This window comes from Streptomyces sp. ML-6 (assembly GCF_030116705.1).
Taxonomy (GTDB): domain Bacteria; phylum Actinomycetota; class Actinomycetes; order Streptomycetales; family Streptomycetaceae; genus Streptomyces.
In genome coordinates, this window is record NZ_JAOTIK010000001.1 from 3,236,446 (window position 1) to 3,263,040 (window position 26,595).

At 72.0% G+C, this 26,595-nt stretch carries 25 protein-coding genes; 17 read left to right on the forward strand and 8 right to left on the reverse strand.

Going from position 1 to position 26,595, the window contains the following annotated elements; genetic code table 11:
* Positions 1 to 21 precede the first annotated feature (21 nt).
* The 4 genes from OCT49_RS14035 to OCT49_RS14050 all read left to right on the forward strand — a co-directional run bounded on the left by OCT49_RS14035 (position 22) and on the right by OCT49_RS14050 (position 4,150).
* The gene (locus OCT49_RS14035) at positions 22 to 624 is read left to right on the forward strand and encodes a hypothetical protein (RefSeq protein ID WP_283852211.1); all 603 of its coding nucleotides are present in this window, start codon (positions 22 to 24) and stop codon (positions 622 to 624) included.
* A 135-nt stretch (positions 625 to 759) separates the two neighbouring features.
* Positions 760 to 1,812 (forward strand): Acg family FMN-binding oxidoreductase, encoded by a 1,053-nt coding sequence (locus OCT49_RS14040; RefSeq protein WP_283852212.1) that lies wholly within the window; start codon positions 760 to 762, stop codon positions 1,810 to 1,812.
* A gap of 80 nt (positions 1,813 to 1,892) precedes the next feature.
* The gene (locus tag OCT49_RS14045; RefSeq protein WP_283852213.1) at positions 1,893 to 2,777 is read left to right on the forward strand and encodes a universal stress protein; all 885 of its coding nucleotides are present in this window, start codon (positions 1,893 to 1,895) and stop codon (positions 2,775 to 2,777) included.
* A 260-nt stretch (positions 2,778 to 3,037) separates the two neighbouring features.
* Positions 3,038 to 4,150, forward strand: coding sequence for a hypothetical protein (locus OCT49_RS14050; protein WP_283852214.1), 1,113 nt, complete (start codon positions 3,038 to 3,040; stop codon positions 4,148 to 4,150).
* 147 nt (positions 4,151 to 4,297) lie between these two features.
* Here the strand turns inward: OCT49_RS14050 and OCT49_RS14055 are convergent, their stop codons facing one another.
* Complete coding sequence (locus OCT49_RS14055; protein ID WP_283852215.1) at positions 4,298 to 4,870, reverse strand: TIGR03086 family metal-binding protein; 573 nt, start codon at positions 4,868 to 4,870, stop codon at positions 4,298 to 4,300.
* 100 nt (positions 4,871 to 4,970) lie between these two features.
* On the opposite strand from OCT49_RS14055, the gene OCT49_RS14060 reads away from it, so the two are divergent.
* Positions 4,971 to 5,771 carry a helix-turn-helix domain-containing protein gene (locus tag OCT49_RS14060; protein ID WP_283852216.1) on the forward strand — a complete coding sequence of 267 codons (801 nt, stop codon included), beginning with the start codon at positions 4,971 to 4,973 and terminating at the stop codon, positions 5,769 to 5,771.
* Between the two features lie 55 nt (positions 5,772 to 5,826).
* Here the strand turns inward: OCT49_RS14060 and OCT49_RS14065 are convergent, their stop codons facing one another.
* Complete coding sequence (locus OCT49_RS14065; RefSeq protein ID WP_349632826.1) at positions 5,827 to 6,264, reverse strand: GNAT family N-acetyltransferase; 438 nt, start codon at positions 6,262 to 6,264, stop codon at positions 5,827 to 5,829.
* A gap of 189 nt (positions 6,265 to 6,453) precedes the next feature.
* On the opposite strand from OCT49_RS14065, the gene OCT49_RS14070 reads away from it, so the two are divergent.
* Positions 6,454 to 7,308, forward strand: coding sequence for an NAD(P)H-binding protein (locus OCT49_RS14070; RefSeq protein ID WP_283852218.1), 855 nt, complete (start codon positions 6,454 to 6,456; stop codon positions 7,306 to 7,308).
* 87 nt (positions 7,309 to 7,395) lie between these two features.
* On the forward strand, positions 7,396 to 8,148 hold the full coding sequence (locus tag OCT49_RS14075) for a Mut7-C RNAse domain-containing protein (protein ID WP_283852219.1): 753 nt from the start codon (positions 7,396 to 7,398) through the stop codon (positions 8,146 to 8,148).
* Between the two features lie 145 nt (positions 8,149 to 8,293).
* Here OCT49_RS14075 and OCT49_RS14080 read toward each other — a convergent pair whose 3' ends face one another.
* Both OCT49_RS14080 and OCT49_RS14085 read right to left on the reverse strand, forming a co-directional pair.
* On the reverse strand, positions 8,294 to 8,809 hold the full coding sequence (locus OCT49_RS14080; protein WP_283852220.1) for a MarR family winged helix-turn-helix transcriptional regulator: 516 nt from the start codon (positions 8,807 to 8,809) through the stop codon (positions 8,294 to 8,296).
* A 47-nt stretch (positions 8,810 to 8,856) separates the two neighbouring features.
* Positions 8,857 to 9,429, reverse strand: coding sequence for a TetR/AcrR family transcriptional regulator (locus tag OCT49_RS14085; RefSeq protein WP_283852221.1), 573 nt, complete (start codon positions 9,427 to 9,429; stop codon positions 8,857 to 8,859).
* 145 nt (positions 9,430 to 9,574) lie between these two features.
* Between OCT49_RS14085 and OCT49_RS14090 the strand changes: the two genes are divergently transcribed.
* Positions 9,575 to 11,062, forward strand: a complete 1,488-nt coding sequence (locus OCT49_RS14090) for an FAD-dependent monooxygenase (protein ID WP_283852222.1) — start codon at positions 9,575 to 9,577, stop codon at positions 11,060 to 11,062.
* A 169-nt stretch (positions 11,063 to 11,231) separates the two neighbouring features.
* On the opposite strand, the gene OCT49_RS14095 is transcribed toward OCT49_RS14090, so the two are convergent.
* The gene (locus tag OCT49_RS14095; RefSeq protein ID WP_283852223.1) at positions 11,232 to 11,837 is read right to left on the reverse strand and encodes a hypothetical protein; all 606 of its coding nucleotides are present in this window, start codon (positions 11,835 to 11,837) and stop codon (positions 11,232 to 11,234) included.
* A gap of 243 nt (positions 11,838 to 12,080) precedes the next feature.
* On the opposite strand from OCT49_RS14095, the gene OCT49_RS14100 reads away from it, so the two are divergent.
* A complete protein-coding gene (locus OCT49_RS14100; RefSeq protein ID WP_283852224.1) occupies positions 12,081 to 12,839 on the forward strand; it encodes an SDR family NAD(P)-dependent oxidoreductase in 759 nt (252 codons plus the stop codon).
* A gap of 143 nt (positions 12,840 to 12,982) precedes the next feature.
* Here OCT49_RS14100 and OCT49_RS14105 read toward each other — a convergent pair whose 3' ends face one another.
* Positions 12,983 to 14,176, reverse strand: a complete 1,194-nt coding sequence (locus OCT49_RS14105) for an RtcB family protein (RefSeq protein ID WP_283852225.1) — start codon at positions 14,174 to 14,176, stop codon at positions 12,983 to 12,985.
* A gap of 170 nt (positions 14,177 to 14,346) precedes the next feature.
* Between OCT49_RS14105 and OCT49_RS14110 the strand changes: the two genes are divergently transcribed.
* The 3 genes from OCT49_RS14110 to OCT49_RS14120 all read left to right on the forward strand — a co-directional run bounded on the left by OCT49_RS14110 (position 14,347) and on the right by OCT49_RS14120 (position 18,156).
* Positions 14,347 to 15,312 (forward strand): DUF3558 domain-containing protein, encoded by a 966-nt coding sequence (locus tag OCT49_RS14110; RefSeq protein WP_283855798.1) that lies wholly within the window; start codon positions 14,347 to 14,349, stop codon positions 15,310 to 15,312.
* Between the two features lie 178 nt (positions 15,313 to 15,490).
* Positions 15,491 to 16,342, forward strand: coding sequence for a DUF3558 family protein (locus OCT49_RS14115; RefSeq protein ID WP_283852226.1), 852 nt, complete (start codon positions 15,491 to 15,493; stop codon positions 16,340 to 16,342).
* Positions 16,343 to 16,629: 287 nt separating this feature from the next.
* Entirely contained in the window at positions 16,630 to 18,156 is a 1,527-nt protein-coding gene (locus OCT49_RS14120) for a DUF2637 domain-containing protein (protein ID WP_283855799.1), read from the forward strand.
* A gap of 154 nt (positions 18,157 to 18,310) precedes the next feature.
* On the opposite strand, the gene lysS is transcribed toward OCT49_RS14120, so the two are convergent.
* Complete coding sequence (gene lysS, locus OCT49_RS14125) at positions 18,311 to 20,095, reverse strand: lysine--tRNA ligase (RefSeq protein ID WP_283852227.1); 1,785 nt, start codon at positions 20,093 to 20,095, stop codon at positions 18,311 to 18,313.
* Between the two features lie 136 nt (positions 20,096 to 20,231).
* On the opposite strand from lysS, the gene argS reads away from it, so the two are divergent.
* Complete coding sequence (argS, locus tag OCT49_RS14130; protein ID WP_283855800.1) at positions 20,232 to 21,995, forward strand: arginine--tRNA ligase; 1,764 nt, start codon at positions 20,232 to 20,234, stop codon at positions 21,993 to 21,995.
* Positions 21,996 to 22,098: 103 nt separating this feature from the next.
* Here argS and OCT49_RS14135 read toward each other — a convergent pair whose 3' ends face one another.
* Complete coding sequence (locus OCT49_RS14135) at positions 22,099 to 23,559, reverse strand: helix-turn-helix domain-containing protein (RefSeq protein WP_283852228.1); 1,461 nt, start codon at positions 23,557 to 23,559, stop codon at positions 22,099 to 22,101.
* A 354-nt stretch (positions 23,560 to 23,913) separates the two neighbouring features.
* On the opposite strand from OCT49_RS14135, the gene OCT49_RS14140 reads away from it, so the two are divergent.
* From OCT49_RS14140 to OCT49_RS14155, 4 genes are all read left to right on the forward strand, one after another.
* On the forward strand, positions 23,914 to 24,648 hold the full coding sequence (locus OCT49_RS14140; protein WP_283852229.1) for a DUF4232 domain-containing protein: 735 nt from the start codon (positions 23,914 to 23,916) through the stop codon (positions 24,646 to 24,648).
* Between the two features lie 142 nt (positions 24,649 to 24,790).
* Positions 24,791 to 25,525: a hypothetical protein gene (locus OCT49_RS14145; RefSeq protein ID WP_283852230.1), complete on the forward strand. Its 735-nt coding sequence runs from the start codon at positions 24,791 to 24,793 to the stop codon at positions 25,523 to 25,525.
* 152 nt (positions 25,526 to 25,677) lie between these two features.
* Positions 25,678 to 26,088, forward strand: coding sequence for a VOC family protein (locus tag OCT49_RS14150; RefSeq protein ID WP_283852231.1), 411 nt, complete (start codon positions 25,678 to 25,680; stop codon positions 26,086 to 26,088).
* 38 nt (positions 26,089 to 26,126) lie between these two features.
* On the forward strand, positions 26,127 to 26,594 hold the full coding sequence (locus OCT49_RS14155) for a helix-turn-helix transcriptional regulator (RefSeq protein ID WP_283852232.1): 468 nt from the start codon (positions 26,127 to 26,129) through the stop codon (positions 26,592 to 26,594).
* Position 26,595: the final 1 nt, after the last annotated feature.

Sequence of the window (26,595 nt, forward strand, 5' to 3'; positions counted from 1 at the left end):
TAGCAGTCGGGTGGATGAGATATGCATCGCGGTGGCGGAGTGGGCGAAGGGACCGGCGGCCCGGGGCCCGAGCCTGCCCGGCGGGGTCGGCACCGGCGTGAGGCGAGGCGCGAGGCAAGGCGCGAACAGGCCATACGGTCCGGTGGTGCGCAGGACGGCGAGGTCGGAAGCAGGAGTGGTGGCCGGGTGGGGGTGACCTACAAGTACTTCGGTGCCCCCGACGGGGCCACCGCGGCACGCGTGCCCATTTCGATGCGCCCCGAGGAGCTCGGCGGCGACGAACTGGGCATGGGCGGCATGTTCACCAAGATCAAGCCGGAGACGGTGGCGGCGATGGTCCTCACCGGGATACAGGGCATACCCCTGCACCGGGTTCCCCCGCTGGAGTTGGTGGTGCTCCACCCCGACTACGCGGTGGTCAAGCTCCCGATGACGGTCGTCGACCCGCTGCGCGGCGTCGGCGAGGAGTCGGTGGGCGCCGCGGCGTTCATCTGGTCCACGGTCCCCGACCGCGGCGGCCCGCAGGACGCGTTCAACGTCTACCGGCTGCTCCACGAATGGCAGGACTTCTCCCACCGGCTGCACGACGCCGGACACCAGGCGTACTGCCTGGTATGGCCCTGACCTGGGAGTTCACGGCGCACAACGGATGAGGGCGGGGCCCGGTCCCCGCCCTTCGCGGTGTTCTCGGACCGCGTCGGTCCCCCATCTGTTCCATGCTGGAGGGGCATCGACCGTTCCCGATCCGGGGAGTCCTTGATGTCCAGCCAGTCACTCGACGACGCGACGCTGACCGAACTCGTCGCCGACGCCGCTGCCGCCCCGTCCATGCACAACGCCCAGCCCTGGCGGTTCCGCGCCACCCGGGCGGGCCGGACCGTCACGCTCCTCGCCGACCTCGACCGCGCGCTGCCCGAGGAGGACCCGGCCACCCGGGCGCTGCACGTGGGCTGCGGCGCGGCGCTGCTGAACCTGCGGGTGTCCGCCGCGCACCGCGGGCTGCACGCCGTCACGACGCTGCTGCCCGACCCGTCGGCCCCCGCGATGCTGGCCACCGTACGGCTCGACCACCGCACCGACGGGAACACCGGCGAAACCGGGCACGGGGACGCGGACGGTGGCGGAGGCGGGGACGCGGACGGTGGCGGGGATGCGGCGCTCGCCGCGCTGTACCCCGCGATCCGGGAGCGGCACACGAGCCGCTACCCGTTCGACGAGCAGCGGATCCCGCCGGAGATCCGGGAGCTGCTCGTCGGGGCGGCCCGGGCGGAGGGCGCGGAGTTCGCGTTCCTGGCCTCCCCGCACCTGGAGGCGGTGCTGGACCTGATCCGGGACGCCGAGGGCTACGCCCGCGAGGACCCGGCGCGGGAGGCGGAGCAGCGGAGCTGGACCCGGGACACGAGGACCGAGGCCCCCGTCGACGGCATCACGGACTACGCCATGGGCCCCCGCGACGCCTCGGCACGGGCGACCGCCCGCGACTTCCTGGGGACGGCTCCGCAGCCCGGCCGGCCCCGCGTGCCGTTCGAGAAGCGGCCGCAGCTGGCCCTGCTGTCCACCGCGGGCGACCACGCCGTCGACTGGCTCCGCGCCGGTCAGGCCCTGGAACGGATGCTGCTCACGGCCACGCTGCACGGCGTGTCCACGGCGTTCGCGACCCAGCCCCTCGAATGGCCGGACCTGCGCTGGCTGCTGCGCGACCCGGTGCACGGCTCGGGCCACGCCCAGATGATCGTCCGGCTGGGATACGGGCCCACGGGGCCGCGCACCCCGCGCCGGCCCATGGATCAGGTGCTGACGATCGAGCCGTAACGGGAGACCGGGGAGCCGGACGCGAGAGCGCCGAAGCACCGGAGCACGGAAGCACCGAGGCACGAAAGGCGGTGGGAGCGATGTCGCTCCCCGTGGTCGTCGGGGTGGACGGGTCGGAGGGGAGTCTGCGCGCCCTGGACTGGGCGGTGGCGGAGGCGGCGCGCTCCCGACTGCCCCTGCGGGTCGTCCACGCGTCCCTGTGGGAACGCTACGAGGGCGTGCACGACGTCTTCGACACCGAACGCCCCACGGAGGAGGTCATCGCCGGGCGCCTCGTCGCGGAAGCCACCGACCGGGCCCGGCGGCTCGGCCCCGGGGTCGCCGCGGAGGCCGTCGTGCGGGCCGAGGACACCGTGACGGCGCTCGTCGAGGAGAGCCGGGAGGCCTCCCTGCTCGTTCTCGGTTCGCGCGGCCGGGGCCGGGTGGCCGGAATGCTGCTGGGTTCCGTCAGCCTGTCGCTCGCCGGCCGGTCCCACTGCCCGGTGGTGGTCGTCCCGGCGCACCCGTCCGGGCCCCCGGCGCACCCCGGCCGCATCGTCGTCGGGATCAGCGACTCCGCCACGCCCGCACCGGCCGCGTTCTTCGCGCTGGAACGGGCGGCGGCCCGCCGGGGCGAACTGGTCGCCGTACGCGTCTGGCGCGGCCCCGCCCACGGGCCCATGGGCCATCCGCTCATCGCGGGCTCCCCTGCCGTCTCCTACCACCGGGAGGCCGAAGAGCATCTGGAGGAGGTGCTGGAACGGCTGGATCCGGCCGGTACCTCCGGCGTCGTCATCCACCGGTCGGTGGTGCGGGGGCCGACGCACCAGAGCCTCATCGAGGCCGCCGAGGGCGCGGAACTCCTGGTCGTCGGGGCCCGCCGGAACACCGGGTGGCACGGCTTCCGCCTCGGGCCGGTGGGCCACGCGATGCTGCACTACGCGCCCGTCCCGGTCGCCGTCGTCCCCGACGCCCGCCCCGGCTGACCCGGACACCGGCGGGGATACTACGTCGAACACTTGACCACTCGGCTGTCCGAGGAACGGTGAACGGTGAACGGTGGCGGGGCGTTCGGGTGCGACCCGGTCGCGGCACGGCCGCACGCCCTTCCCCGTACCGGCGCGGCACCGGAGCACGAGAGGGAGGCCCGGCCCATGGTCGACGCCGTCACCGCACGCCTTGTCACCACGTTCGCCGCACCGCTGGACCGGGAGCGGGCCGCGGCGGACGTCCCGTCCCTGGTCCGGTGGCCCGCACCGCACCCCGACGGGGGCCCGGCCGGCGACTGCTCGTCCAGCGCGGCGACACCGAACTGGTCGTGCTCGCCCCGGACGCGGCGAACGCCCCGGACACGGCGGACTCGGCAGGCACGGCGGGCGCATCAGACACACCAGGCACGGCAGGCACGGCGAACGCTCCGACGGTCCGCTTCCCCGCGCCCTGGCCCCGCCACTTCGGCACCTTCGCGGTGGCGCCGGACGCCGGTCTCGCGGTCTTCGCCGGAGTGCACGCGGTGCGCGCGGTGGACCCGACGGGCGCGGTGCGCTGGGAGGTCGCGCACGGTTGCTGGGAGGGCAGTTGCCGCACGCTCCACGCCGGGTTCGAGGAGTACGCGACCGATGTCCGGCACCGGTACCCGGACAGCGGCTCGGCCGTGTTCTCGGCGGACGGCACGCTCGTGTGGGCCCACATCCGCGGTCCCGTCGCCGCCTCGGGGCCCGATCCGGAGGCGCTGGACGAATGGCTGGTCATCGACGCCGCCGACGGCCGGGTCCTCGGCCGGGCGGACGCGGAGACGGCGGCGGCCGGCTCGGACCACGTCCCGCACCCCGACCCCGCCCGAATGGGCCTGGGCGTCGGCGAGGGGCAGGACGGGGTGCCGCTGCTGTGGGGCAGGTGGGACGGCGAGGAGCTCTCCGTCGAGCGGTTCTGCAACGACGAGCGCATCCTGACGGCGGTGAGCCCCTCGGGCGACCGCTTCCTGACGGTGACGCACTACGAGGAGACGCTCGGCGTGCACCGTGTCGACGACGGCTCCGTCCTGGCCGAACTCGACACCGAGCACGCCGTCCCCCGCCACCCCGGGGCCGACCCCGACGACCAGGACGCCGACGAGACGCTCTGGGACTACAAGTGCGGCTTCCTCGACGAGGAGACCGTCGTCGCCGGTACGTCGGCACGGGACGAGGAGTACGGCGAGGCGCGCCACTGGCTGGTGAGCACGGCCGGGGAGGAGATGCGGGTGACCGCGCAACTCGCGTACCCCTTCCCGGTCTCCGGCGCACCCACCGCCCTGGGCGACGGCACCTGGTACACGGTGTCGGAGTCGGGCGACGCACTGCACGTGTGGAGCCGCTGACCGGCCGGACACGCCACACCACGCCACGCCCCGTTCTCTCCGGCGTACGGGCGCGAGCGGCCCCCCGGCCCGTTCCCGGGCGTACGGGGCCGCCCGTACGCCCGGGACACGTCACCGGGACACATCCACCGGGACCGCGTCACCGGGTCACGCGCCGGGCGCCCGCCAGTGCGGATCGCGGCCGGTCAGCGCCAGCACCCGCTCGAAGGGACCGGCCCCCTCCGGCACGGGGTGCGGCTCGCCGAACACCTTCGACTCCCTGGCCATCGGCGCCATCGCGGCCAGCGCGGGGCCGATCTCGTCCAGCACGGAGGCGTCCGGCGCGAAGTCCTGGCCGGTGGCCCGCGCGAGGTCCCAGGCGTGGACGGTCAGATCGCCCAGCACCATGTGCCCGACGGTCCTGGCCGGCAGCTGCATGGCCCCCGCGGTGCCCTCCTCCGCGCCGGGCACCGCCCAGGCCGCCACCAGTTTGCCGGTCTCCTCGCCGAAGCGGGCCCGCCAGTTCCCCGTGACGACGTCCGGGGCCTCGCCGAACTCGACCGGCTCCCGGGCCGCCAGCGCCTGGAAGTTGACGACCACTTGGAAGAGGTGGTTGATCAACGCCCGCACGTCGTACTCCGCGCAGGGCGTGGGGGCTTCGAGGCTGCTGTCGTCGATCCCGTTCAGCACCGGCACGGCCCGGGCGGCGGCCGTCTCCAGCAGTTCGCTCATTTTCTTCATCCGCCGACCCTGCACGCCGCGACGGCCAGGCGCTTGAAGAAACGCGTCATCGCCCCACGAAAAATCCGCGCCCCGCGAAGCACGCCATAAAATCGCCGCCATGGCCGGTCCTCGACGCGACACCCGGGGCATCGTCCACGCCCCCGAACTCTTCGCACAGGTACGTTTCCGCCGCCGTGAACCCGCCGCCGGACTCCGGCCGTACCTGGAGCACTACTGGCTCATCGACTGGGACCTGTCCCAGCCGTACGCCTCCCACCTGGTGCCGCACCCGTCCGTGAACCTGGTCTTCCAGCGGTACGAGCACGAGGCCGACTTCGTGGAGGTCTCGGGCATCGGGCTGAAGCTCTTCACGCAGAAGCTGGAGGGCCGGGGCCGGGTCTGCGGCGTGCAGTTCCGGCCCGGCGGGTTCCGGCCGTTCGCACCGGACCGGCCGGTCGCGCAGTGGACGGGCCGACGGCTGCCCGCGGCCGAGGTGTTCGCCCCGCCCGCCCCGCCGTCGGCCGTGCTCGACCCGGCGGACGAGGACGAGCGGGTGGCGGCGCTCGACGCGTATCTGCTGGCGCTCGCGCCCCGGCCGGACCCACAGGCCGAACGCGCGATGGCCCTGGTCGAGCTGGTGCGCACGGACCGCACGGTGCGCCGCGTCGACGAACTCGCCCGCGCCGGGGGGCTGTCCCCCCGCTCCCTCCAGCGGCTCTTCTCGGCGTACGTCGGCGTCGGACCCAAGTGGGTCATCCTCCGCTACCGGATCCACGAGGCGCTGGAACGGGCCGAGTCGGACCCCGGGGTGGACTGGGCGGCGCTCGCCGCCGAACTCGGCTACAGCGACCAGGCCCATCTGATCAGGGACTTCACGGCCACGGTCGGGGTGTCCCCGACGGCGTTCGCACCGCGCTGAACCCCCTCGGCCGAGCCCGGCCCGTCCGCCCCCGTCCGGCCCTTCCGTCCCGTGCTCAGTCCGAGTCGAGGGTCTTGTCGAAGTTGAACGCGACGATGTCCAGCCGCTCCCGCAGATAGAAGCGGTGGGCGTCGGTGCGGTGCGTGCCCGAGTCCAGGTTGAGGTGCCGGCAACCGGCCTCCTTGGCCCGCTCCTCCAGGTACCCGAGGAGCTTCCGGCCGACCCCGGTGGACCGAGCGGCCTCGGCGGTGACCAGGTCGTCGACGTACAGCATCCGGATCTGGCTGGTGTTGTCGACGACGCGCCACCCGGCCGCGCCCACGCAGACGCCCCGGTCGTCGTAGGCGGCGCTGAACCGCAGGCCCTGCCCGTACCCCCGCTCGTACACCTCCCGGAAGAGGTCCTCGGTGAGGTGGGGACGGAGTTCGCGCAGGACGGGGAGCAGGTCGTCGGCCAGTCTGGCGTCGCCGGGTTCGAGATCGATGATCTTCATGAGGGACATGGGGGAACTGTAGGCGCGCCCGCCTCCGGCCCGACTTCCGTCCCTGCCCCTTGCTCCTGTCCCATGGGGCCGCCGCGCCCCGAAAACGTTTGACGGCCGGGGGCTCCCCCAGGACATTTATCTGCGTCGCGCAACTTATGCGCATCGCAGTCATATTCTCAGAGGAGAGGTTCCTACGCCATGCCCACTCTCGTCACCGGCTGCCGCGGCCGGGTCGGCTCCGCGCTCGTCCCGCTGCTGCTCCGCGCCGGACACTCCGTCCGCGCCGCCTCGCGCGCCCCCGAACGGCTCTCCGGTCCGGCCGCCGCGCTGCCCGTCGGCGTGCCGGTCGTGGCCTGCGACCTCGGCGACCCGGCCACCTTCGCGGCCGCCCTCGCCGGGGTCGACTCCGTCTTCCTCTACGCCGAACCCTCCGGCATCGACGCCTTCCTCGCCGCGGCCGAGGCCGCCGGGGTCGAGCACATCGTGCTGCTCTCCTCCAGCTCGGTCCTCGCCCCCGACGCCCCGGACAACCCGATCGCCGCCTCCCACCACGCGGTGGAACAGGCCCTGACCGCCTCGCCCCTCACCACGACGCTGCTCCGCCCCGGCGCCTTCGCGACCAACGCCCACCAGTGGTCGCACTCGGTACGGGAGCGCGGTTCCGTCGACCTCCCCCACCCCCACAGCCACAGCAGCCCCATCGACGAGACGGACCTCGCCGAGGCCGCCCTCGCCGTTCTCACCGAACCCCGCCTGCGGGGCGGGGCATACCACCTGACCGGCCCCGAATCGCTCACCGCCGCCGAGCAGGTCGGCCTCCTGGCGGCGGCGACCGGACGCCCCATCACGGTCAACGCCGTGTCCGGGGAGGCCTGGAAGGAGTCCGTGGCCGCGTTCGTGCCCGAGCCGATCGCCGACGCGCTGCTCGCGTACATGGCGGCGTCGGAGGGCGCACCGGCCGAGGTGACCGACGAGGTCGAGAAGCTGACCGGCCACCCGGCCCGCACCTTCGCCGCCTGGGCCGAGGAACACGCCGACGCCTTCCGCCCCTGAGCGCCTGGCACGCCGGGGCTCCCAGCGCACCCCGGGCAGCCCGAAACCCCCTGGCCGACCCACCCGGACCGATGACATGCTGACGAGGTGAACGGACCGGAGATCCACCTCGAAGTCGCCCCCGAACTGCGCCTTTTCGTCGCTCATGAACGCCGCCGGGGACGCACGGCCGTGATCACCGACGGCTCCTCCACCCTCGGCCACGTGGTGGAGTCGCTCGGCATCCCGCTCACCGAGGCCGGGCAGATCCTGGTGGACGGCCGCCCCGTCCCGGTCTCGCACATCCCGCGGGCGGGCGAGCTGGTCGAGGTACGCGCCGTGGAGCGCCCCCAGCACGTCCCGGGCGCGCCGCTGCGGTTCCTGCTCGACGTCCACCTCGGCACGCTCGCCCGGCGGCTGCGGCTGCTCGGCGTGGACGCGGCGTACGAGAGCGAGGACATCGGCGACCCCGCGCTGGCCACCCGCTCGGCGCGGGAGCGCCGCGTGCTGCTCTCCCGGGACCGCGGACTGCTGCACCGGCGGGAGCTCTGGGCCGGGGCGTACGTCTACAGCAACCATCCGGAGGAGCAACTCCGCGACGTGCTGGAACGGTTCGCCCCGCGCCTGGCCCCGTGGACCCGGTGCACCGCCTGCAACGGCCCGCTGAGGAACGCCGACAAGGACACCGTCAGCGGCCGGCTGGAGCACGGCACCCGGCGGTCCTACGACGTCTTCGCGCAGTGCACGGAGTGCGACCGCGTCTACTGGCGGGGCGCCCACCACACCCGGCTGGAGGCGATCGTCACGAAGGCGCTCCAGGAGTTCGCCCCGGCCTCCGTCACTCCTGCGGACAACTCCTGACGCCCGGGTCCGCACCGCTGTCCGGGTCCGCACTGCCGCCCGGGTCCACTGCGCTTCTCGGGTCCGCGCCGGTGCCCAGGTCCGCTGTGCCTCGCGGGTCCGCGCCACCGTTCGGGTCCGCACTGCCGCCCGGGTCCGCTGTGCCTCACGGGTCCGCCGTGCCGTTCCCGGGGTCCGGTGCGGCGGTGCTCCGCCGCAGCACCTCGACCTGGCGCGCGCTCAGCTCGACCGTCCGTCGCATGTGGGCGACGAGCAGGGCCACTTCGTCGTCGTCGTACGCCTCGAACATCTCCGTCCAGGCGCCGCTCAGCCGCTTCCACACGGCGTCGATCTCCGCCATCCGCTCCGGCACGGGCGCGACGAGCACGCGTCGCCGGTCGACCGTGTCGCGTTCGCGCGTCACGTAGCCGCCCCGTTCCAGCCGGTCCACCAGCCGGGTCGCCGACCCCGTGGTGAGCCCGGTCAGCTCCGCGATGCGGCCCGTGGTGACCGGGGCCGCCTCCAGTCCGAGCAGGTTGATGCACTGCAGATCGGTCGGGTGGAGCCGCAAATGGTCCGCGACGGCCTGGTTGAAGAGCGCGTACGCGGCCATGTGCCGCCGCGACTCGACGGTCAGCTCGGCCATCAGCGCACGACGGCGGGGCTGGGACTTCTGCGACATGCAAGGAGTGTACGAATCGGGCACTCCGCTTCCCCGCCGCCCGGGCCCTACGGCTTCTCGGCGGTCAGGTAGCGCTGGACGGTGGGCGCGAGCCAGGCGATCACTTCCTCGCGCGACATCTCCGCGGCGGGCGCGAACCGCAGCACGTAGCGCGTGAGCGCCATTCCCAGTATCTGCGAGGCGACGAGCGCCGCCCGGTGGGAGGCCTCGGCCGGATCGGGGCAGACGCCGAGCGTGACCGGCCCTATCTGCTGGGCGAAGACCTCTCTCATCCGCTCCGCGCCGGCCTCGTTGGTGACGCCGACCCTCAGCATCGCCGTGAGCACGTCGTCGCCCTCCCAGCGGTCCAGGAAATGCGCCACGAGGGCCGCACCGACGTGCTTGGCCGGCAGCGCCCCCAACTCGGGCAGCCGCAGATCTATCGAGGAGGCGGCGACGAACAGCCCCTCCTTGTTGCCGTAGTAGCGCATGACCATCGACGGGTCGATGCTCGCGTCCCGGGCGATGGCCCGGATGGTGGCGCGCTCGTACCCGTCCGCGGCGAACCGCTCGCGAGCGGCGGCGAGGATCGCGGCCTTGGTGGCGTCCGAACGGCGGGGAGCGGCGGCGGGCTTCGTCATGCCAACAAATGTAGGCCAACAAGCGTTGACACGCCAATCCCGCCGGAGTTACCGTTGCCAACAAGCGTTGACCAACGGTCGTTGGCACGAAGGTGACGGCCGGTGACAGCCGGCTACCGCTGATGAACGGGCCCAGGAGGCAGACATGACCACCAACCCGAGCACCACACCCGAGACCGTCGACGTACTCGTCGTGGGCGCCGGCCCCACCGGCCTGCTGCTCGCGGGGGATCTCGCCGCCCAGGGCGTCTCCGTCACGCTCGTGGAGCGCCGCCCGCAGCGGACGAACAACATGACGCGCGCCTTCGCCGTGCACGCCCGCACGCTCGAACTGCTCGACAACCGCGGCCTGGCCGACGAGCTGATCAAGACGGGCACCCCCATCACCTCCCTGCGCTTCTTCGGCGCGCTCTCGATCGACCTCTCCCGGCTGCGCACCCGCTTCCCCTTCGTGCTGATCACCCCGCAGTACGAGGTGGAGCACCTGCTGGAGCGCCGGGCCCGCGCCGCCGGCGTCCGCTTCCGGTACGAGACGGAGCTGACCGGACTCCACCAGGACGCCGAGGCCGTCACCGCCGAACTGCGCGAACCGGACGGCGGCCGGTCCACCCTCACCGCCCGCTACCTCGTCGGCACCGACGGAATGCGCAGCCCCGTGCGCCACGCGCTCGGACTCCCCTTCCCCGGCAAGTCCGTGATCCGGTCGATCGTCCTCGCCGACGTCCGGTTCGCCGAGGAGCCCACCTCCGTCCTGACGGTCAGCGGCGGGGGAGACACCTTCGCCTTCATCGTCCCGTTCGGGGACGGCTGGTACCGCGTGATGGGGTGGGACCGCACGCACCAGCCCGCCGACAGCGACCCCGTCGAGCTCGACGAGATACGCGACATCGCCCGCCGCTCCCTCGGCACCGACTACGGCATGCACGACGCCCGCTGGATCTCCCGCTTCCACAGCGACGAACGCCAGGTGCCCGCCTACCGCACCGGCCGGGTCTTCCTCGCGGGCGACGCCGCCCACGTCCACTCACCGGCGGGCGGCCAGGGCATGAACACCGGCCTCCAGGACGCCGCCAACCTCTCCTGGAAGCTCGCCGCCGTACTGCGGGGGCACACGGCCGCCCCGGAGGCGCTCCTCGACAGCTACCACGCCGAGCGGCACCCGGTCGGCACGAGAGTGCTCCGCTCCAGCGGTGCGATCGTCCGCCTCGCCATGGCCCACACCCCGCTCCAGCGGGCGGTCAGAACCGCCGCCTCCAAGATGCTGGCCGGCCTCCGGCCCGCCTCCGACAAGCTCATCGGCATGGTCTCCGGCATCTCCATCGCCTACCCGGCCCCACGCGGCGCGCACCCCCTCACCTCGAAGCGCGCCCCCGACCTGAGCCTGCGGGAGGGCCGTCTGCACCAGCTGCTGCGCGACGGCGCGTTCGTCCTCGTCACCCCGGCCGGTGCCACCGCCCCGGTTTCCCCGGCGCCGTTGGTGCACGCCCACTGGCAGGGCGAGCGCGACACCGCCCTGCTCGTCCGCCCCGACGGCTACATCGCCTGGGCGAGCGACCACGCCGACCCCGAGGCCCTGCGGTCCGCGCTCACCCGGTCAGCTCCGCCGGCCACCGCGAACACCCCGGCCCGGTGAGCACCGGGGGCGGTGGGCGCCCGGGGCCGGTGAGGTGGCCGAAGTCGGTGGGCGCCCGAAGTCGGTGAGTGGCCGAGGGCGACGAGTGCCCGAGGCTGGCGGGTGCCCGAGGCTGGCGGGTGTCCGGTGGACGGCCGGCCCGGGGCGGGGCGGGGCAGTGCCCGATGGCTCAGAAGACGTACTCGTCGCCGGTGGCCGGAGCCAGCACCTCGTGGTCGTTGTTACGGGGGTTCCGGTCGGTCGCCCCGCCGTTCCACAGCGTGTCGACCCGTACGACGACCTCGTCCGGCTTCCCCGCGAGTTGCAGTTCGCACGCGAATTGCCGCCCCTCCGCCTCCTCCGTCCCGTCGGCGCGCAGCTCGCCCGTGCGGCACAGCACGGTCTGCCGGCCGGTCTGCATGCAGTTCTCCGGAATCTCCTGCCGGCCGACGAGCGGCACCGAGGTCCGCACGCGCACGGTCACGTCCGCCAGGTTCGACGGGCCGCGGTTCTCGGACCGCACCCAGACGCCGAGCGCCGAGCCCCACAGCAGGACATGCCCGTGGTGCGACACATCGGCCTCCGGAGCGACAGCGGCCCCGTGCTCGGAGTCGGCACCGGTGCCGACTCCGAGCACGACTCCGGGCATGGCTCCGGGGGCGGCGGCCGTCGCATCCGGGGCGGCCGTCGCGTCCGGGACGCCCGAGGCACCCACGGCGGCCGGGGCGGCACCCGCGCCCAGCGTCGCCATCGCGACCAGTACCAGCGCCGCGGCTTTTCTACGGGTCACTACCATGCCCCGAAGATACAGATAGACCCGAATTGTTCTTATTTACCGATCGGTTCGGCACGCGCCTTCCCCTCGTCCGGCCCATCCCCGCCCACTGCCCACCGCCCACCGTCGTCCACCCCGGACCACCATCCGCCCCGGATCCACGCCTGCCCCGGATCCGCGTCCGCCCACTGACACGTTTCGGACCACCGGTCCGCGCCTGCCTATCCTGGCCGCGTCAGAGATCGTCCGCCCGAGGAGTCCGCCATGGCCGCCACCCCGATCGCCGTCATCACCGGAGCGAGCAGCGGCATCGGCGCCGCGACCGCCCGCCACCTGGCCGCCGCCGGCTACCGCGTCGTGCTGACCGCCCGCCGCAAGGACCGCATCGAGGCGCTCGCCGAGGAGATCAACGGGGCGGGCCACCAGGCCACGGCCTATGCCTTGGACGTCACCGACCGCGCCGCGGTGGACGAGTTCGCCACGGCGTTCCGCACCCTCGCCGTCCTCGTCAACAACGCGGGCGGAGCGCTCGGCGCCGACCCCGTCGCCACCGGTGACCCCGCCGACTGGCGCCAGATGTACGAGACGAACGTCATCGGCACGCTCAACGTCACCCAGGCCCTGCTCCCCGCCCTCACCGCGAGCGGCGACGGCACGATCGTGGTCCTCTCCTCCACCGCGGGCCTCGGCACGTACGAGGGCGGCGGCGGTTACGTGGCCGCCAAGCACGGCGAGCACGTACTGGCCGAGACGCTCCGCCTGGAGATCGTCGGCACCCCGGTCCGCGTCATCGAGGTCGCCCCCGGCATGGTCAGGACGGAGGAGTTCGCCACCACCCGCTTCCGCGGCGACACCGAGAAGGCCGCCAAGGTGTACGCGGGCGTCGACGAGCCCCTCACCGCCGACGACGTGGCCGACACCATCACCTGGGCCGTCACCCGGCCCAGCCACGTCAACATCGACCTCCTGGTCGTCCGCCCCCGCGCCCAGGCGTCCAACTCCAAGGTCCACCGCACCGCCTGATCCCGGCCAAAAACGCGGGAAGGCCCCGGACACACCACCCGCGTCCGGGGCCGACATGCGCGACAGGGCCCACCATGAGCCCGGGACAGGGCCCGCGAGCCGGGGTTCGGAAGAAGAACCCGGCGCGGCGCCCGTACCGGTGCTCAGCCCTTCACGCACACCACCTGCTTGAGCTTGGCGACGACCTCCACCAGGTCCCGCTGCTGCTCGATGACCTGCTCGATCGGCTTGTACGCGGCCGGGATCTCGTCCACGACGCCGGAGTCCTTGCGGCACTCCACGCCCCGCGTCTGGTCCTCCAGGTCACGCGTCGAGAAGCGCCGCTTCGCGGCGTTCCGGCTCATCCTCCGGCCCGCGCCGTGCGAGGCCGAGTTGAAGGACTTCTCGTTGCCGAGGCCCTTCACGATGTACGAACCGGTGCCCATCGACCCCGGGATGATCCCGAAGTCCCCGGAGCCCGCACGGATCGCTCCCTTCCGCGTGACCAGCAGGTCCATGCCCTCGTACCGCTCCTCCGCCACGTAGTTGTGGTGACAGGAGATGACCGGTTCGAAGGTGACCTTGGCCTTCTTGAACTCCTTGCGGACCACGTTCTGGAAGAGGGCCATCATGATGGCCCGGTTGTGCTTCGCGTACTCCTGCGCCCAGAACAGGTCGTTGCGGTAGGCCGCCATCTGCGGGGTGTCGGCGATGAACACCGCCAGGTCGCGGTCGATCAGGTCCTGGTTGTGCGGCAGCTTCTGCGCCTGGCCGATGTGGAAGTCGGCCAGTTCCTTGCCGATGTTCCGCGATCCGGAGTGCAGCATCAGCCAGACCGAACCCGACTCGTCGAGGCAGAACTCGATGAAGTGGTTGCCCGAGCCGAGCGTCCCCATCTGCTTCGTGGCCCGTTCCTGACGGAACCGGACCGCCTCGGCCACCCCGCCGAACCGCGTCCAGAAGTCGTCCCAGCCCGGTGCGCGGAAGCCGTACAGCCGGTCGGGGTCCACGGCCTCGTCGTGCATCCCGCGACCCACTGGAATGGCCTGCTCGATCTGCGACCGGAGCCGGGACAGGTCGCCCGGCAGGTCGTTGGCCGTCAGCGAGGTCTTCACCGCGGACATCCCGCAGCCGATGTCCACGCCCACCGCCGCCGGACAGACCGCACCGTGCATCGCGATCACCGAGCCGACCGTCGCACCCTTGCCGAAGTGGACGTCCGGCATGACCGCCAGCCCCTTGATCCAGGGCAGGGTGGCCACGTTGCGCAGCTGCTGCATGGCCGCGTCCTCGACCGAGGCCGGATCGGCCCACATGCGGATCGGGACCTTCGCACCCGGTACTTCTACATACGACATAGCCCCTCGATTCCCCCGAAAATTCTGAAAGCGCAAAACCGGTGCCAAGGTCGGCAAACGAGTCGGTCGACCGGCATTCACAGCGGCGCGTGCGATACACATTGTGTCCACCGGTCGCCATCGAGCGGCAACCGTTTTTCGCACGAAGGGAGCCCAGGGCCGTGCGACGAATGGCCTACGTACCCGGCGCCGCGCTGCTGGCAGCGCTCGTCGTCGGTTGCAGCGCCGACACCGGAACTGGTGGTTCCGCAGCTGACAGCAAGCCGGGCGAGGCGACCGAGGCCGTGGCGGCCCCCGGCAAGTACCGCACCCTCCCCGAGCCGTGCCGCGCGGTCGCGTCGTCCACGCTCAGGGACCTGCTCCCGGGCTCCGCCGAACTCTCCGAGGAGCAGCAGAAGAAGGTGTACGAGGGCACCGCCACCGTCACCTACGACACCGACCGCCGGGTCGGCTGCCGCTGGAAGTCGGAGGACCACTCCTCCTCGCGCACCCTGTTCATCGACTTCGAGCGCGTCGTGTCCTACGACCCCTCGGTGAGCGACGACGACCGCGCGAACGAGGTGTACACGAAGAAGGTGACCGCCGCCGGTCTCTCCTCGCCCTCCGCCTCCGCGAGCCCCGACGACCCCGACGGCGCGAAGAAGCAGACGCCCTCGAACGCCTCCGACCACCCGGACTCCTCCGGCGCCGATGACGACGCCGCCGGACCCGACGACTCCGGTTCGGATTCCGGCGCGGCCTCGCACTCCCTGTCCGGCCCGCCCTCCGGGGACGAGTCCCCCTCCGGGAAGGGCGACGCCCACGGCCCCGACACGAAGACCGACGACCCGAAGACCGACGACGGCGGCGCGGGAGCCGAGGACGACGGCGGGGAGGACGGCGAGGACGGGGAGGACCTCCGGCCGCGCATGCTCGACGACCTCGGGGACAGCGCGTTCCTGAACGATCTGCTCACCCGGGCGGGTTCCGCCGCGCGGCACCGCACGGTCAGCGTGGTATTTCGCACATCGAACGTCATCGTGACCGTCGAGTACACCGATCAGCCGACCGTCTCCACCGTGGTCCCCGACAGCAAGGAACTGCAGGAGAAGGCGCAGGCACTGGCCCGGAACCTGGTCGAGGAGTTCGACGAGTAGCCCCGTCCCGGGAGCCCGCCGACCGGTCCCGCCCACGCCCTCCGCGCCCCCGGCCGAGGCGGCGTCCGGCCCCGGTCCGTCGTACCGTGGCCCTCCGGAACCTCCGGTCCGGCCGCCCGACCGTCCGCCAGCCCGATCGCCCGGCAGCCACCCGCCGCGCCACCCGAGTGAAGGAACCATGCACCGTTCAGCCCCGCGACTCACCCGCATACTCGCCTGCGCCGCCGTCCCGGTGATGCTCGTCGTCGCCGGCTGCTCGTCGGACTCTGACGACAAGGACAAGAAGGAGTCGGGCTCCTCGGCATCCGCTTCGACGGCCCCGGAGAAGAAGGAACCGACCGTCGAGCCCGCGAAGTTCGCCTCGCTGCCCGAGCCGTGCAAGTCGATCACCAAGAAGACGATCACCTCCCTGGTGCCCGACGCGAAGTCCAAGAACGGCACGGCCGCCACGTCCAGCGACATCTCGTACCGCACGGGCTGCTCGTGGAACGGCCTGGACGACAAGGGCGTGAAGGGCTCCCAGTACCGCTGGCTCGACGTCGGCTTCACCCGCTTCGACTCCGACCAGACCCTGGGCAGCGGCGCCGAGCGCGCCCAGCAGGACTTCACGAAGCAGGTGGCGAAGGCCAAGGGCACCGCGGACGCCAAGAAGGTCGCCGAGGCGCCCGCCGACGGCATCGGCGAGCAGGCCACCAGGATCACCTACGACCTCACCAAGACGGGCGAGGACTTCAAGTACGCGACGATCGTGGCCCGTACGGGGAACGTCGTCGTCACCCTCACCTACAACGGTGCCGGTTACGCGGGCGCGAAGACCCCGTCCTCCGAGGACATCGTGAAGGGCGCCGAGAAGGCCGCCAAGGAAGCGGTGGCCGCGGTCTCCGCCACCGACACCGAACCGTCCAAGTCGGCCGACCCGAACGGCTCCACGACCTCCGGCGGCTCCTCGGACAAGGACGACGACTCGGACGGCAAGCAGAAGAGCCGGAAGACCTCGGCCCACAAGACGTCCGCCAAGAAGACCGCCTGAGCTGCCCCCGACGGGCCGGCCGGGCACCCGAATCCCCCGGCCACGAGCGGTTCCACCGAGCCCGGCCCTTCCCCGGGGGCCGGGCTCCCGCCCCTCCCCGCGCAACACGCCGCACCCCGATGTGCCAGGCTGTGCCCGCCGGAGGGCACCGCGGGCACCGATGAACAGGACGTCCGCACAGAACGTCGGACACGCCCGGCACACCGGATACGTCCGGTACACCGGATGCGTCCGGCACGTCGGACACATCGAATACGGGGAACGAGGAGGGAACGCGGGTGGCCGCGATGCAGCTGACACGCACCCACCGGATACTCATCGGTCTCGTGGTCGCCGGTGCGGTGCTCATCGCCGGGATCGGATTCGCGGGTTCGTACGCCGCGGTGCGCGAACTCGCCGAGAAGAAGGGCTTCGGGGAGTTCTCGCTGGTCTTCCCGATCGGCATCGACGCGGGCATCTGCGTCCTGCTCGCCCTGGACCTGCTGCTGACCTGGCTGCGCATCCCGTTCCCGCTGCTGCGCCAGACCGCCTGGCTGCTGACCGCCGCGACGATCGCCTTCAACGGCGCCGCGGCCTGGCCCGACCCGCTCGGCGTCGGCATGCACGCGGTCATCCCGGTCCTGTTCGTGGTCGCCGTCGAGGCCGCCCGGCACGCCGTGGGCCGGATCGCCGACATCACGGCCGACAAGCACATGGAGGGCGTGCGCCTCACCCGCTGGCTGCTCTCCCCCGTCCCCACGTTCCGGCTGTGGCGCCGGATGAAACTGTGGGAACTCCGCTCGTACGACCAGGTCATCAAGCTCGAACAGGACCGGCTGATCTACCAGGCCCGCCTCCAGGCCCGCTTCGGCCGCAACTGGCGCCGCAAGTCGCCCGTCGAGGCCCTGATGCCGCTGCGCCTGGCGAAGTACGGGGTTCCGCTGGCCGAGACCGCCCCGGCCGGCCTCGCCGCCGCGGGCATCGAACCGGCCCTGCTGCCCCCGGCCCCGACCCCGGCTCCGGCCCCCGAACCCGCCCCGGCCCAGGTCACGTCGGGCGAGCCCCAGCCCGAGCTTCCCTCCGCCCCCGACCGGCAGCACGAACTGCAACAGCAACCCCAGCAGTACGCGCAACAACAGCACGAGCAGCAGCAGTACGACCCGCAGCACGAGCAACACGAGCAGTACCAGCAACAGCAGCAGCACCCGCAGCACCAGCAGGAGGACCCCGCCCCGCAGGGGAACCCCTGGTTCACGGCGTCCCGTGGGCCGAACGAGGCGTACGAGGGCGCGTACGACCCCGAGTACGTCGAGGGCCCGGAGCCCGGCCCGGTCATGGTCCCGTCCGGCCCCGGCGGCCGCACCCGCCCCCTGGGCAACGTGGGCACCATCGGCGCCGTCCCCGGCCCCCGCACCGCGGAGCACCGGCCCGACGAGCAGGACGGGCCGATGCAGGACCGGTCGGCACAGGACCACCCGGCCCAGGAGCCGGTCCAGGAACAGCTCGAAGAACACTTCGAGGAGCACTTCGAGGGCCAGTTCGAGGAGGAACCCACGGAGCGGTCCACCGAGCGGCCCGCCGAGCAGCTGCGGGAGGCCGGGACGGACGCGGCCGAGTGGGCCCAGGAGGACGCCGAGTTCGCCGAGATCGCGTACAAGGAGTTCGCCGCGTTCGTGAACCAGAACAACGACTTCCCGAGCGTCGACGCCCTGGACATACACGTCTCGGACGTCCACAACCTCCGCCACCCGCGCAGTGCGGCGCTGCTCCGCCGCATGATGCCGGAGTTCAAGAACCGCTACCACGCCGAGCTCGAAGCCGACCACATCGCCTGAGAACGCCGACCACATCGCCTGGAAACCCAGGCACCGCACCGGCACGGCGAGGGGCCGCCACCCGGACGATCCGGATGGCGGCCCCTCGTACGTACGGCGTCCGTACGTCGTCCGTACGGCCCCGGCCCCGCGCACGGCGGGACCGGCGCGGGCGTCACGCGCCCAGCAGCCTCCGCACCCGGTCCGCGCCGACGGCCAGCAGCAGCGTGGGCAGCCGCGGCCCCGTGTCCCGGCCGACCAGCAGCCGGTACAGCAGCGCGAAGAACGACCGCTGCGCGACCTTCAGCTCGGGCGTCGGCCTGGCGTCCGGCTCCAGGCCCTCCAGCACCTTCGGCACGCCGTAGACGAGCGTGGTGAGCCCGTCCAGCGACCAGTGCGAGTCCAGCCCGTCCAGGAGCAGCTGCAGCGACCGGCGCCCCTGCTCGTCCAGCGAGCCGAGCAGTTCCTTGTCCGGCTCGTCGCGCACGATCGTGCGGGCCTCGGCCGGGACCTGGCTGGTGATCCAGTTCTCCGCGCGGTCCAGGCGCGGCCGGACCTCGTCCAGCGAGGTCAGCGGGTTCTCCGGGTCCAGCTCGCTCAGGATGCGCAGCGTCTGCTGGTCGTGCCCGCCCGTGATGTCCACGACCGACGCGAGCGTCCGGTACGGCAGCGGGCGCGGCGTGCGCGGCAGCTCACCGGCCGCCGTGCCGATGGCGCGCGCGTACGCGGCGGCGTCGGCCGGCAGCACCGAACCGTCGGCGACCTTGCGCCCCAGCGAGTCCCACTCGTCGTAGAGCCGCTGGATCTCCTGGTCGAAGGCGATCTTGAAGGACTGGTTGGGCTTGCGGCGGGCGTACAGCCAGCGCAGCAGCGGCGCCTCCATGATCTTCAGCGCGTCGGCCGGGGTCGGCACGCCGCCCTTGCTGGAGGACATCTTCGCCATGCCGGAGATGCCGACGAAGGCATACATCGGGCCGATCGGCTGCACGCCGCCGAAGACCTCGCGGACGATCTGGCCGCCGACCACGAAGGAGGAGCCCGGCGAGGAGTGGTCCACCCCGCTCGGCTCGAAGACCACGCCCTCGTAGGCCCAGCGCATCGGCCAGTCGACCTTCCAGACCAGCTTGCCGCGGTTGAACTCGCTCAGCCGGACGGTCTCGGCGAAGCCGCAGGCGGTGCAGGTGTAGTTCAGCTCGGTGCTGTCGTCGTCGTACGACGTGACGGTCGTGAGGTCCTTCTCGCAGTTGCCGCAGTAGGGCTTGTACGGGAAGTAGCCGGCCGAGCCGCCGCTGCCGTCGTCCTCGCTCGCCGCGCCGGAGCCCGCCTCGGCCTCCAGCTCGGCCTCGTCGACCTTCTTCTGCTGCTGCGGCTTCTTGCCGCCCTTGGCACCGGCAGCACCCTTGGCACCGGCCTCGGCCGGGTCCTTCTTCGTGCGGTACCGGTCGAGGACGGCGTCGATGTCGGCGCGGTGCTTCATCGCGTGCAGGATCTGCTCGCGGTAGGCGCCGGCCGTGTACTGCTCGGTCTGGCTGATGCCGTCGTACTCGACGCCCAGCTCGGCCAGCGAGGCCGTCATGGCGGCCTTGAAGTGCTCGGCCCAGTTCGGGTACGAGGAGCCGGCGGGGGCGGGCACCGAGGTCAGCGGCTTGCCGATGTGCTCGGCCCAGGACTCGTCGACCCCGGGGACGCCGTTCGGCACCTTGCGGTAGCGGTCGTAGTCGTCCCAGGAGATCAGGTGCCGCACGGTGTACCCCCGGCGGCGGATCTCGTCGGCAACCAGGTGCGGGGTCATGACCTCGCGGAGGTTGCCCAGGTGGATCGGGCCCGACGGGGAGAGGCCGGACGCGACGACGACCGGTTTGCCAGGCGCACGACGCTCCGATTCGGCGATGACCTCGTCCGCGAAGCGGGAGACCCAGTCGGCCTCGGTGCTGCTCTGACTCTGAGCCACGGTCTGCACGTCCTTCTCTCTGGTGGGGACCTGGTAGGGGCTCCGCCCATTCTCCCAGGTACCGCCCGGAGCGCGAAAATGGCTTTACCGCCCATGGAATACTGGTTGTGATCCCTTGTACTCCTACGGAAACGGCAGCCAGCTCATGGCCTCGGTCAATTCCCTCGCTTCCACGCTCCAGCAGCAGCTCGCGGACGCCCTGACGGCAGCCCTGCCGGACGCCGGCACCGCGGACCCGCTGCTGCGACGAAGCGACCGGGCCGACTTCCAGGCCAACGGCATCCTGGCCCTCGCCAAGAAGCTCAAGGGCAACCCCCGCGAGCTGGCGTCGCAGGTCACGGCCGCGATCCCCGAGGGCGGGCCGATCAAGGAGATCGAGGTCTCCGGCCCCGGCTTCCTGAACATCACGCTCAGCGACCGGGCGATCGTCGAGACCCTCGCCGCGCGCGCCGCCGACGAGGACCGGCTCGGCGTGCCGTACGACACCGCCGCCGGCACGACGGTCATCGACTATGCGCAGCCCAACGTGGCCAAGGAGATGCACGTCGGCCACCTCCGCTCCGCCGTGATCGGTGACGCGATGGTGCAGATCCTGGAGTTCACGGGCGAGACCGTGGTCCGGCGGCACCACATCGGCGACTGGGGCACCCAGTTCGGCATGCTCATCCAGTACCTGATCGAGCACCCGGGCGAGCTGTCCCACGAGGGCGGTGCGGAGGACGGCGAGGCCGCCATGTCCTCGCTGAACCGGCTCTACAAGGCCGCCCGGGCGCTCTTCGACTCCGACGAGGAGTTCAAGGCCCGCTCCCGGGACCGCGTCGTCGCGCTCCAGGCCGGGGACGAGGAGACCCTCGCCCTGTGGCAGCGGTTCGTCGACGAATCGAAGATCTACTTCTACTCGGTCTTCGACAAGCTCGACATGAACATCCGCGACGCCGACATCGTCGGCGAGTCCGGGTACAACGACATGCTGGAGGAGACCTGCCGCATCCTGGAGGAGTCGGGCGTCGCCGTCCGCTCCGAGGGGGCGCTCTGCGTCTTCTTCGACGACGTGAAGGGCCCGGACGGCAACCCGGTGCCGCTGATCGTCAAGAAGTCGAACGGCGGATACGGCTACGCGGCCACGGACCTCTCCGCGATCCGCGACCGGGTGCAGAACCTCAAGGCGAGCACCCTGCTGTACGTGGTCGACGCCCGGCAGGCCCTGCACTTCAAGATGGTCTTCGAGACCGCCCGCCGGGCCGGCTGGCTGAACGAGGACGTCAAGGCCGTGCAGCTCGCCTTCGGCACCGTGCTCGGCAAGGACGGCAAGCCGTTCAAGACCCGTGAGGGCGAGACCGTCCGGCTCCAGGACCTGCTCGACGAGGCGATCGACCGGGCGTCCGCCGTCGTGCGCGAGAAGGCCAAGGACCTCACCGAGGACGAGATCGCCGAGCGCGCCGCGCAGGTCGGCATCGGCGCGGTGAAGTACGCGGACCTGTCCACGTCGGCCGCCCGCGACTACAAGTTCGACCTGGACCAGATGGTCTCGCTGACCGGCGACACCAGCGTGTACATCCAGTACGCGCACGCCCGGTCCCGCTCGATCAAGCGCAAGGCGGGCGAGCTGAGCCCCCGGCCCCACCCGGAGCTGGAGCTGGCCCCGGCCGAGCGCGCGCTGGGCCTGCACCTGGACGAGTTCGGCGAGGTCGTGTCCGAGGTGGCCACCGCGTACGAGCCGCACAAGCTGGCCGCGTACCTCTACCAGCTGTCGTCGCTGTTCACGACCTTCTACGACCAGTGCCCGGTGCTGAAGGCCGAGGTCCCCGGCGATGTGGCCGAGAACCGCCTCTTCCTCTCGGACCTCACCGCCCGCACCCTGAGCCGGGGCATGGCGCTGCTCGGCATCCGGACCCCCGAGCGCCTCTGACCCCCACCCGCCGCCCGTACGCGAACGGACCGGTGCGGCGACCGCGTGACTGCGGTCGCCGCCCCGGTCCGTTCCGTTTCCGGTACGGCCCGGCTTCCCGTCCCTACTCGATGGGGATCTCGGGGGGCTTCCACTGGGCCGTGTCGTGCCAGTAGATGTACATCGGCCGGGTCTTGATGCTGCTGGTGCGGAACGGCTTCCCGTGGTCGTCGATGCGCAGCGTCCCCTGGCGGCCCCCGCTGCTCCACTCCAGCTCCAGGTACCAGCTGACGTCGTGCCCCTCGACGTGCGCGTCCAGGTCGAACACCTCCACGTCGGAGGAGGACACCCGGAACGGGAAGTCCTTCGGCGGCACCTGCTCGTCCCCCCGGTGTCCCGCCACCGGGGTGAGCGTCGGCCGGTTGTCGTCGAGGTCGATGTCGAAGGTCTGCGGCGTGACCCCGCTCCCGCAGCCCTCCCCCATCGAGTACGCCGACCACGGCAGCGGCGCCTTCCGGGACAGCGTCCGCACATGCATGCCGTTCAGCACGACGGCCTGGCCGGACTTCCCCTGCACGGTGATCTCCAGCTTCATGCGCCCGCCGTCCACCCCGCCCAGCGCCCGCGCCCAGCTGCGGCGTTCCTGTGACGGGGGCGGCGGGGGAACGTCGTCGGGTTCCTGGTCCAGCACGTAGAACTGGTCGCAGGGGTCGTCCCAGTTGTACGAGCTGATGGTGGCGGTCAGCGGCACGCCGCCGTCGGCCTTCCCGCCCCCGCCCCCGCCCATGCCCGCGCCCCCGGCCTCGGCGGACTCGGCGCGGCCCTTCCCGGACGACGCGGACGCCGTGGGGCTGCCGGACGCGGAAGGGCTGCCCGAGGACTTGGTCGCGCCCGGCGTCCGTGAGGCGCCGGGCTTCTCGTCCGAGAGCGCGGACGCGCCCTCGTACACGTCGGTCGTCTCCACCCCGGCGCCCTTGTCACCGGGGTCCGAACCGGAGAACTTGTTGACGAGGACCGTGGTGGGCACGGTGAGCGCGACGACGGCCGCGGTCGCGAGCAGGACGCGCGTCCGGGGCGAGGACCAGAACCTCCGGGGCCGGGGCCGGCCCGCCCCGCCGGTCACGGCGTCGGAACCGGAGCTGGCATCGGCGTTGGATTCGGATCCGGATTCGGGGGCGGGGGTCGTGACCGGTTCGGTTTCCGGGCCGGGTTCCGGAGCAGGCGCAGGCGCAGGCGCAGGCGCAGCAGCGGACTCGGCAACAGGAACAACAGGAACCGGCTCGGGAACGGAGACGGCCGCGGGCGGAGGAACGGCCTCCGGACTGACCGCGGGACGTCTGCGGGCCGCGTCCGCCAGGATCCACCGCCGGTGCAGCTCCACCAGCTCGTCCGGCCCCGCCCCGCACAGCCGCGCCAGCCGTTCCACCGGGGCGTACTCGTTGGGCACGGCATCGCCGTTGCAGTAGCGGTGCAACGTGGACGTGCTGACGTGGAGTCTGCCTGCCAGGACCCCATAGCTGCGCCCCGAACGGTCCTTCAGCTCCTTCAACAGAGCTGCGAACTCCCTGGCCTCCGGCGTCGCCACTGCGGCGTTCCCCCCTCTGGTCCGTCCCAGAACACCGTTCCAGGGACGTGGAATCTGCCCAGGTCACAGTACGCGCAGGCATTCCAGCATCCCCAATGGGTCGTTCGGCGTTGCGGCCGGAATCCGCCGCCCCGCAACCTGTGACCACACCGCAGCGACCACACCGGGACGGCGCAGTGAAAACCCAGTTCCGCATCGAACCGATCGATGTCGTGGCCATCGGCGTGGTGATCGTTTCCACCGCGATCGTCCTGGCTCTGATCCACCGCTGACCACGCAGCTCCGCACCACGCACATCCACACATCCGCATCGCAGACATCCGCACCACAGACACCACGGGGAGTACCACCACCATGCGCAGCAACAGCCGCTTCCGCACCGCCGCCCTCGCCGCCACCGCCCTCCTGGCCGCCCTCTCGCTCACCGCCTGCGGTGACACCGACGGGAACGCCGACAAGCCGGGCGCGGCGGCCCCGGCGGGCAACACCGCCTCCCCCGAGGCCGGCAAGGACACCGAAGGGACCGGCACCGAGGACCAGGCCCGGAACGCGTCCTCCACCTCCGGGGGCAAGGGCGAGGACACCGCCGGCGCCAAGAACTCCACCGGCTCCGAAGCCGGCCGGAAGAGCAACACCAGCAACACCGGCAGCACGGGGAACACCAACTCCCCCGTCACCTGCACCGGTGACAACACCAAGGTCACCGTCAGCAAGGTGAGCCGCCCCATCAACCACCTGCTGCTCACCGCGACCAACACGGGCTCCCGCCCCTGCTACGCGTACAACGCCCCGGCGCTCCGCTTCGACGACGCCCAGTCCGTCTTCCCGGTCCTCCGGAGCAGCGTCCCGCAGTCCGTGGTCACCCTGGAACCGGGCCAGTCCGCCTACGCCGGCATCGGCCTGTTCGGCGAGTCCGACGGGAAGGACCTGTACGAGGGCACGGACCTCACGGTGTACTTCACCCCCCGGAACAACTCGGGCTCCACGGGCTCCCCCACCGAGCTGAAGCTCCCCGCCGGCACCCACTGGGGCAACAACGGTTTCGTCACCTACTGGCAGAGCGACATGGCCGACGCCCTCACCTACTGATGCGCTGACCGAAATCGACCCTCGTCCCGGACGCGGGGCGGTCCCCCGACCGCTCCGCGTCCGGGGCGTTCCACCATCCCGCCTTCTTCCGGGACCACCGAACCGTAGGATCCGGAAACCGAAACCTGAAGGAGGGCACGGCATGCACACGAGAACCGGTGACAGGGTGGCGGCCTCACGCATACGCACGGTGGCGGTCGCTGTCGCCGCGACCGCGGCACTGGTCCTGATCACCGGCTGCGGAAAGGCGACGGGGTACCGAACGTCGGACGCGGACGGGGCGTCGGCGAGCCCCACCGCCCCGCCCACCCCGAGCGTGAACCCGTCGTACGGCGAGCAGTTCCTCGCCGAGGGCGAGTGCGCGGCCCCCGAGCCGAACAAGAAGGACATCTACCGCGAGGTCCCCTGCAAGGACCCCGAGGCCGTTGCGAAGGTCGGCGTCCGGGCCCTCATCGGCAACGCCACGCCTTTCTCGGCCACCTCGTGCCCGGACAACTCCGACTTCGTGATCGACGCGCCGCTCAGTCTCGCGATCCTGGAGAACCTGCCGCCGACGGGCGAGGGCTACGCCTGCATGCGAAACCTGAAGCCCCCGCACCCCGGCGACACGGGCGGGGGCGGCGGCCCGAAGATCGAGGTCGGCGACTGCGTGCACAGCACGTCCAGGTCCGGGGACTTCACCGCAGAAGTGGCGTGCCGGACCAAGGGCGAAAAGAACGGCGCGACCCACAAGATCACGAAGGTCATCGAAGACGGTCTCACAGGCGGCTTCAGCAGCCCGTGCGACGGCGTGGCCGACGCCGCCTTCACCGAGAACCCGCTGTTCGACTCCGACCCGGTGAGAAACGACCGCGTCCTCTGCGCCGACAAGCTCTAGCCGGAATCTCGACGGGGTGCTCGCCCGCAGCGGGAGACACGACAGGGGGACGGAACGGAAACACGGCAGGAGCAGGGCGGGGACGAAACAGGCGCTCCGATCGATCAGGATTCGAGAAGCACGGGCCGCGGGGCCGTGCCAGCATCATCGCCATGGACATCACCATTCACACCAGCTTCCTCCCGCACCTCGACCCGGACGCCTCCCTGGCCTTCTACCGCGACGTCCTCGGCTTCGAGGTCCGCAACGACGTCGGCCAGGGCAAGATGCGCTGGATCACGGTCGGCCCCGTCGACCAGCCCAGCACGTCCATCCTCCTGGCCCCGCCGGCCGCCGACCCGGGGATCACCGAGGACGAGCGCCGCACCATCGCCGAGATGATGGCCAAGGGCACCTATGGCTGGATCCTGCTCGCCACCCGGGACCTCGACGGCACCTTCGAAAAGGTGCAGGCCGGTGACACCGAGGTCGTCCAGGAACCGACCGAGCAGCCGTACGGCATCCGCGACTGCGCCTTCCGCGACCCGGCGGGCAACCTGGTCCGCATCCAGGAAGTCCGCTGACCCGCCCGGCGGACGGATACGACGAGAGGAGTTCCGCCATGTGCCGGCCCGCGTGGGGAAACGCCCGTGCCGAGGCGCAGCGCCTGAACGACCTCGTGCTGCTGCGCCGGGTCCGCGACCGGATCGACCGGGAGTACGCGCAACCGCTGAACGTCGAGGCGCTCGCCCGCGGCGCGAACATGTCCGCCGGGCACCTCAGCCGCCAATTCCGGCTCGCCTACGGCGAGTCGCCGTACTCGTACCTGATGACGCGGCGCATCGAGCGCGCGGCGGCGCTGCTGCGGCGCGGCGACCTCAGCGTCACCGAGGTCTGCTTCGAGGTCGGCTGCTCGTCGCTGGGCACCTTCAGCACCCGCTTCACCGAGCTCGTCGGCATGTCCCCCAGCACCTACCGGCGCCGTGCGCTGGACGGTGCGGCGGGGATGCCGCCGTGCGTGTCCAAACAGGTGACGAGACCGGTCAGGAATCAAGAAGCACCGGTCGTGGAGGGGCACATAACGTCATGAA

Coding starts and splice junctions, on each gene's coding strand:
- OCT49_RS14085 (WP_283852221.1), bottom strand. CDS start 9,429: ATGACGAAGCCCGCCGCCGCTCCCCGCCGTTCGGACGCCACCAAGGCC.
- OCT49_RS14045 (WP_283852213.1), top strand. CDS start 1,893: ATGTCGCTCCCCGTGGTCGTCGGGGTGGACGGGTCGGAGGGGAGTCTG.
- OCT49_RS14070 (WP_283852218.1), top strand. CDS start 6,454: ATGCCCACTCTCGTCACCGGCTGCCGCGGCCGGGTCGGCTCCGCGCTC.
- OCT49_RS14080 (WP_283852220.1), bottom strand. CDS start 8,809: ATGTCGCAGAAGTCCCAGCCCCGCCGTCGTGCGCTGATGGCCGAGCTG.
- OCT49_RS14105 (WP_283852225.1), bottom strand. CDS start 14,176: ATGTCGTATGTAGAAGTACCGGGTGCGAAGGTCCCGATCCGCATGTGG.
- OCT49_RS14060 (WP_283852216.1), top strand. CDS start 4,971: ATGGCCGGTCCTCGACGCGACACCCGGGGCATCGTCCACGCCCCCGAA.
- OCT49_RS14150 (WP_283852231.1), top strand. CDS start 25,678: ATGGACATCACCATTCACACCAGCTTCCTCCCGCACCTCGACCCGGAC.
- OCT49_RS14155 (WP_283852232.1), top strand. CDS start 26,127: ATGTGCCGGCCCGCGTGGGGAAACGCCCGTGCCGAGGCGCAGCGCCTG.
- OCT49_RS14110 (WP_283855798.1), top strand. CDS start 14,347: ATGGCCTACGTACCCGGCGCCGCGCTGCTGGCAGCGCTCGTCGTCGGT.
- OCT49_RS14140 (WP_283852229.1), top strand. CDS start 23,914: ATGCGCAGCAACAGCCGCTTCCGCACCGCCGCCCTCGCCGCCACCGCC.
- OCT49_RS14145 (WP_283852230.1), top strand. CDS start 24,791: ATGCACACGAGAACCGGTGACAGGGTGGCGGCCTCACGCATACGCACG.
- OCT49_RS14120 (WP_283855799.1), top strand. CDS start 16,630: ATGCAGCTGACACGCACCCACCGGATACTCATCGGTCTCGTGGTCGCC.
- OCT49_RS14095 (WP_283852223.1), bottom strand. CDS start 11,837: ATGGTAGTGACCCGTAGAAAAGCCGCGGCGCTGGTACTGGTCGCGATG.
- OCT49_RS14115 (WP_283852226.1), top strand. CDS start 15,491: ATGCACCGTTCAGCCCCGCGACTCACCCGCATACTCGCCTGCGCCGCC.
- OCT49_RS14100 (WP_283852224.1), top strand. CDS start 12,081: ATGGCCGCCACCCCGATCGCCGTCATCACCGGAGCGAGCAGCGGCATC.
- OCT49_RS14035 (WP_283852211.1), top strand. CDS start 22: ATGCATCGCGGTGGCGGAGTGGGCGAAGGGACCGGCGGCCCGGGGCCC.
- OCT49_RS14040 (WP_283852212.1), top strand. CDS start 760: ATGTCCAGCCAGTCACTCGACGACGCGACGCTGACCGAACTCGTCGCC.
- OCT49_RS14090 (WP_283852222.1), top strand. CDS start 9,575: ATGACCACCAACCCGAGCACCACACCCGAGACCGTCGACGTACTCGTC.
- argS (WP_283855800.1), top strand. CDS start 20,232: ATGGCCTCGGTCAATTCCCTCGCTTCCACGCTCCAGCAGCAGCTCGCG.
- OCT49_RS14055 (WP_283852215.1), bottom strand. CDS start 4,870: ATGAAGAAAATGAGCGAACTGCTGGAGACGGCCGCCGCCCGGGCCGTG.
- OCT49_RS14065 (WP_349632826.1), bottom strand. CDS start 6,264: ATGAAGATCATCGATCTCGAACCCGGCGACGCCAGACTGGCCGACGAC.